The organism is Deltaproteobacteria bacterium (assembly GCA_019308995.1).
Classification (GTDB): domain Bacteria; phylum Desulfobacterota; class Desulfarculia; order Adiutricales; family JAFDHD01; genus JAFDHD01.
Window position 1 is genome coordinate 1 of record JAFDHD010000213.1, and the last position, 5,122, is coordinate 5,122.

6 protein-coding genes and 1 pseudogene are annotated in these 5,122 nt (G+C 50.4%); 2 read left to right on the forward strand and 5 right to left on the reverse strand.

Annotated features, from left to right (window positions below; translation table 11 throughout):
• Both JRI95_17005 and tnpA read left to right on the forward strand, forming a co-directional pair.
• Nucleotides 1-151: pseudogene (locus JRI95_17005) on the forward strand (IS4 family transposase).
• A gap of 67 nt (nucleotides 152-218) precedes the next feature.
• Nucleotides 219-647: an IS200/IS605 family transposase gene (tnpA, locus tag JRI95_17010; protein MBW2063245.1), complete on the forward strand. Its 429-nt coding sequence runs from the start codon at nucleotides 219-221 to the stop codon at nucleotides 645-647.
• A gap of 57 nt (nucleotides 648-704) precedes the next feature.
• On the opposite strand, the gene JRI95_17015 is transcribed toward tnpA, so the two are convergent.
• From JRI95_17015 to JRI95_17035, 5 genes are all read right to left on the reverse strand, one after another.
• Nucleotides 705-1,982, reverse strand: coding sequence for an MBL fold metallo-hydrolase (locus JRI95_17015; protein ID MBW2063246.1), 1,278 nt, complete (start codon nucleotides 1,980-1,982; stop codon nucleotides 705-707).
• A gap of 33 nt (nucleotides 1,983-2,015) precedes the next feature.
• Nucleotides 2,016-2,960, reverse strand: coding sequence for a hypothetical protein (locus JRI95_17020; protein MBW2063247.1), 945 nt, complete (start codon nucleotides 2,958-2,960; stop codon nucleotides 2,016-2,018).
• On the reverse strand, nucleotides 2,957-3,493 hold the full coding sequence (locus JRI95_17025; GenBank protein ID MBW2063248.1) for a hypothetical protein: 537 nt from the start codon (nucleotides 3,491-3,493) through the stop codon (nucleotides 2,957-2,959). The genes JRI95_17020 and JRI95_17025 overlap by 4 nt, the downstream gene beginning before the upstream one ends.
• A gap of 267 nt (nucleotides 3,494-3,760) precedes the next feature.
• Nucleotides 3,761-3,919: a hypothetical protein gene (locus tag JRI95_17030; protein MBW2063249.1), complete on the reverse strand. Its 159-nt coding sequence runs from the start codon at nucleotides 3,917-3,919 to the stop codon at nucleotides 3,761-3,763.
• 137 nt (nucleotides 3,920-4,056) lie between these two features.
• On the reverse strand, nucleotides 4,057-5,122 hold a 1,066-nt coding region (locus JRI95_17035; GenBank protein MBW2063250.1), incomplete at its 5' end, for an NADH:flavin oxidoreductase.

Consider the following 5,122-nt stretch of genomic DNA (forward strand, 5'->3'; position numbering starts at 1 on the left):
CGTGGCTCTGAAGGAGACGGCCTATGCCTTCGACTCCACTACGATCGATCTTTGCCTTTCGCTCTTCCCTTGGGCGCGATTCCGGGAACACAAAGGCGCGGTCAAGCTGCATACCTTGATGGACCTGCGCGGCAGCATCCCTTGTTTTATGCGGTCGAAGACAGAATACCACGGGTTTACCCGTGGATGAATGAGTCCGGCGGCGGTATAACGCCGCCATGGAATACATTAAAGCAGCTCACAGTGTCTACTATCTTGAATATCATGTTGTCTGGGTATGCAAATACCGCCGCCGAGTCCTGAATCCTGGCATGTGCGGTTACATTCGAAAGCTTTTGCCCAAGCTGCTGCGAAGTATGCCCGGCGTGGAGGTGAAGGCGATGGGCTTTAATAAGGATCATCTGCATATGGTGATGTCCATAGCTCCGAAATACAGTATTTCCTCTGTCATGGGGAAGCTGAAAGGCCAATCAGCTTCACAGCTCCGCAAAGCATTCCCATGGCTTGCTAAGGTATATTGGAACGAGAATATCGTATGGTCGCCGGGCTACTTCGTGAGCAGCGTAGGCGTGGATGAAGAAACGGTCAAAAGATACGTCGAGCATCAAGGACTCCAGGATTCAGGTCAGCTTCGCATGAAGCTGTGATCAATAAGGACCCCGGGCTTGCCCGGGGGTATCTATCGTATAGATATTTTTCAAAGCCTACAAGCTCTCCGCTTTTATTCTGGCGTTAGCCGCGGTCCTTAGATAGAGGTTCTTGGCCATGCCGTTCTTATCCGCTTCAGCTCTGGCCATGAACATCTCCGCCTGAAGGGCTAAAGCCTCCTTTAGGACTTCCTTGTCATTCGTGCCTTCAACCAGAAAATCCATCAGGTTCAAACCAAGCTGGTAGTTGCCTTCCTGGTAAAGTTTCCTGATTTTTTCAAGCAGTTTATCCGCGCCGCTCACGTCAACCACTTCAGCGGCGATGGCGGTTCGTTTGGCGGGAAAGAGCTCGCTGGGGTTGCCGTTGTACCACCCGGCATAACGCATGTAGACGCCTCGGATCACAAACTCCACACAGCCGTATGCCTGCGTGAGATATGGCTTTTCCAGCCATTCCTCCGGCACCTTAACGCGCTCCAGTACCTCGTTAAGCCAGCAGCCCTGGTTCATGAGCTTGACTACCTCGTCATGAACGTATCTTAAAAACCGGGCCTGCCCGAGGCAGACGCCTTGAATTTGCCCCGCATTCAAAACCGGTCCATGACCGGGTATCAGGTATTCGGGGTTCAGACCGGCAATGGCCTCCATAGCTTCGGCCCATTCGACCTCATAGCGGATGATGGCCTTGAAGGGATTTCCGATATTGGGCATGCCGCCTTTGACCGCGTCCCCGGCAATCACCGTTTTTCTTTCCAGGATATAAATCCAGGTGTTGTCATCTGACTCGCCCTTGGAATGATGCAGCTCAAAGGAAAGATGGCCGAGTTTGAATTTCATGTCACGGGAGTAAATGATGTCCGGGAAGGGTATGCTCGGGTCTAAAAACGGCCGGTTCGGAATCTCAAACCGCCCCCCCTGGTCAATGGAAACTCCGTACTGCACGTGATTCATATAGAACTGATGTTTTCCGAGTTCCTGATATTTTTTGAAACGATCTACCAAAAGCTCATGAGCGATGATCCTTGGCCTGGGGTCTCCCCGATCCTCGGCATCCTTGATGAAAGCGCCCACACCGCCCACGTGGTCGAGGTGCCCGTGGGTGTAGATGATGGTGTGAAAAGGCTTGTCGGTTTTGGCCCTGATTCTTTTGACGATCTCAGGGCCGTGCATCATGGACGAGCAGTCCATGATGACGATGCCTTCGTCCGTAATGGCCGCGCCCACGTTGCCGAATCCGCCCATCATCCACAGGTCCGATGCGATTTCCGTGTCAAACTGCGCCTGGTTCGCATTTCCGCTGCTGCCCCAGGCAATTCTTTTTTCATTAAGACTCATCTTTAACCTCACTTCATATAGATTTAATCGGAACTATTGCAATGCAATATCCAAACTTGTTTTAAAAATCCAGGCCATGTTGTGTGAAGGTCTACTATTTCCGTCATGACCGCCAAAATAAATGACGCTGCCATCTTCCTCCTCGAAAGGCGAAATCGCATAGGCTCGTGTTGCTACCAATACGGGCTTATTGGTATCAATAGGACCGTTAACTTCATTTAACCTGTATTCCCCATTCTCGCTACGAATAGCAAACATGGCGCCTGCATAGAAACCTCCATTCGGTTTCCCCATCCATAAAGGAAATTGTTGCCCTCCAATCCAGGATTCAAAGCCTATGAGATTTACCGTTTTTTTAGTTGAGGGATCAACAACAGAAAGTATATCGTTATAGGCGGGCAAAACAAAATAAACAGGATTTCCACCCAGATATTCACTTATGAGATTGTCAAGACAGGTTTCTTTAACACGTGTATAACCGCCTTTACCATCCGGGTCCAAACGGTAGATGCAGGCCCGGGAGCGGTTTTGTGCGCACCAGGCGAAAATGATGGACTCTCCCTCGCTGTTTGGGTTAGATATAGCGGTCATACCGCGGATTCCGCCAAGAGGCGACCTAACACCTTTTGTGGCTAAATCTTCCAGGTCATGAACAACCGTATATGTGGGTGATACACCGTCACTTCGGCGGTACACGAACTTTCCCGCGGAGAATAAGAGAGAATTGTTTACCTCTATGATGGCTAAAGGCCGAATTTCAACCGGGCCTGATTCAGACTGCTCATTCCAGCTTATTTTCCCCGGCGCGCTAGCATCGTAGATACCGGAAAAAATGCCCAGTACACCGATGGTAATAAAAATTCGGTCAATACCTGTCACTTTATCACGATATATCTCCCAATGGCCGGTTTCATCATCACGAACAAAGACAGTGACGTCAGCACCACCTTGTCCTGGGGAATAGGTGCTTGTGATCAACAGATTAACCGGTTCATTGAGCGGGTTTCCGTTTCCATCACGTCAGCACCACCTTGTCCTGGGGAATAGGTGCTTGTGATCAACAGATTAACCGGTTCATTGAGCGGGTTTCCGTTTCCATCAGTTGTGAAAGTAACAGATTTAAGTGTTTCGGGCCTTAAATAGTAGGGGCCCAGATCGAGATCCACTTCCCATTGTCCGCTTGGCGAGTCGAGTCTTAATATCTGCCCCCATCCTGTATCTTCGGATGTCCCACCGTACCAAATATTTGTAGAATCCATCCAATAGCCGCAGGCGGCATAAAGTTTACCCTTGTGACCGACAAGGTGTAATATTTCAGAACCGCCCCCGTAGTTTCCGCTACTATCCGTATAACCAGCTTCGTAGGACCTCTCCCAGCCTGTTTCTACAACTTCAGCAACGTCGCTGGCCTTACAACTAATAATAATGATTGTGGCCAACCCCAGAACGATAACGGCTGCTTGGCCTAGAAAATGAAAAATCTTAGTATACTCTCTCTTTAATCTCTTCATGGCATTACTCTCCTCTTATTTTTTAAAGATACCTCAATTACAAACTGGGAGCAGTATAATATTTGTATCTGATCACAAGCCGCTTAAAGTTCTGGAGCCAAGCGAAAAGGCGTTCGACTTTCCAACGTCGTTTATATCGCCTAAGTGGCCGACCATCATGCGGTACGGCGGCTCGGTCTCTTTTTAAAGGGAACACGCTCAAATGAAAAGGGACCGCCTGGGTGGATGACCCCTGGTTAAACTTAAGGGATACAAATCTCAAGGATTTTAATTGAATTTAATGGTGTAAAAGATCTTTTTATCCGGCAGCTTCCCGGCCCAGGTATGCGTGCCCATGGAGATGGAATAGCCGTCTTTGGACACGGTCAGGGCCTGTGTGGTCAACGGTAGGGTGTCCTTGGTGAACCATTTAATGACAAACTCCACCGCCGGGTTTGTTCTTTTTTCATATTTCCAATTTCTCTCTGTTTATCAATAATCCCTTGATGCCAGACCTATGATTAAGGACAGGGTAAGAACAGGGGACGTACCCTAGTTCGGGTATAGCTCTTTTGCCGTGTGGGTTAGGCTTCCTGTATGCAATAAGCGGTTTTCCCCTGCATGATAGCACCGAAACAACCATTGCATGAAATACAGGTAGCCTTCTTATCGCCTCTTCCCTTGAGCCATCGGTTGGGCAGGTCCGGTTCACGGATCAGGGGTCTTGCCATTCCTAAAAAATCGATCTCGTTGGTTTTCAGGAGTTTTTCCATATGGTCCACGGAGCGGTTGCCGCCGGTGAGGATGATGGGCGTCTTGACATCCAGTGCTTTTGCGCCCGGAAAGAAATAGGCTTCATCTTCAATGTTTTCGATATCCTCCTTCATGCAGTCGTTGCCGCTGACGTCGAGCGCCACTACCCCGGTTTTGACGATTTCATTAGCCAGGGCAGGGAAATTTTCGGGCCGGATGCCCTTAGCCGCGTTGTCGTCGGAATTCAACTTGATCATGATAGGGAAATCCGGGCCCACGCGCTTCCTGGCCTTGTCCATGATGGCCCTGATAATGTGAACGCGCTTCTCCAGTGATCCTCCGTACTGGTCGGTGCGTTTGTTGGTCAGGGGTGAAAGAAATGTGCTTAAGAGGTAGGCATGGGCGCCGTGCAGCTCTACACCGTCGAAACCGGCGGTTTTGACCCGCCAGATGGCGTCCGCAAAGTCGTTCACGATGGCATCCACTTCGTCGGTAGTCAGGGCCCTGCCTTTTTTCTTCCAGGGGAAAGGCCATTTGATTCCCGAGGGACTGACGGATGCGCCACTGTGACCGATCTGGGCCACAAGGCGGCATTCACTGTCCGTTTCATGGATGGCTTCGGCGACCCTCTGCAGCCCGCTGATATGACTGTCATTGTAAACAAAGATCTGACGCCCGTAGCGAAAGTCGGTTCGGGAGGGTATCATGAAACCGGTGATGATCACGGCCACCCCGCCCCGGGCCAGCTCACGATACATCTGGATATATTCCTCTGTGGGCCGTCCCCGGGCAGCAGCAGCGATCATGGTGGCCGAACGCACCAGCCGGTTCTTGACAGACATCGTACCGATTTGCCCTGCGGAAAAAACCTTATAATCTCCTCTCCCTTCAGGAGGC

What these genes read in the sequence shown, in the direction of transcription:
- tnpA (MBW2063245.1), top strand. Translation starts at nt 219, where the DNA reads ATGGAATACATTAAAGCAGCTCACAGTGTCTACTATCTTGAATATCAT.
- JRI95_17015 (MBW2063246.1), bottom strand. Translation starts at nt 1,982, where the DNA reads ATGAGTCTTAATGAAAAAAGAATTGCCTGGGGCAGCAGCGGAAATGCG.
- JRI95_17025 (MBW2063248.1), bottom strand. Translation starts at nt 3,493, where the DNA reads ATGAAGAGATTAAAGAGAGAGTATACTAAGATTTTTCATTTTCTAGGC.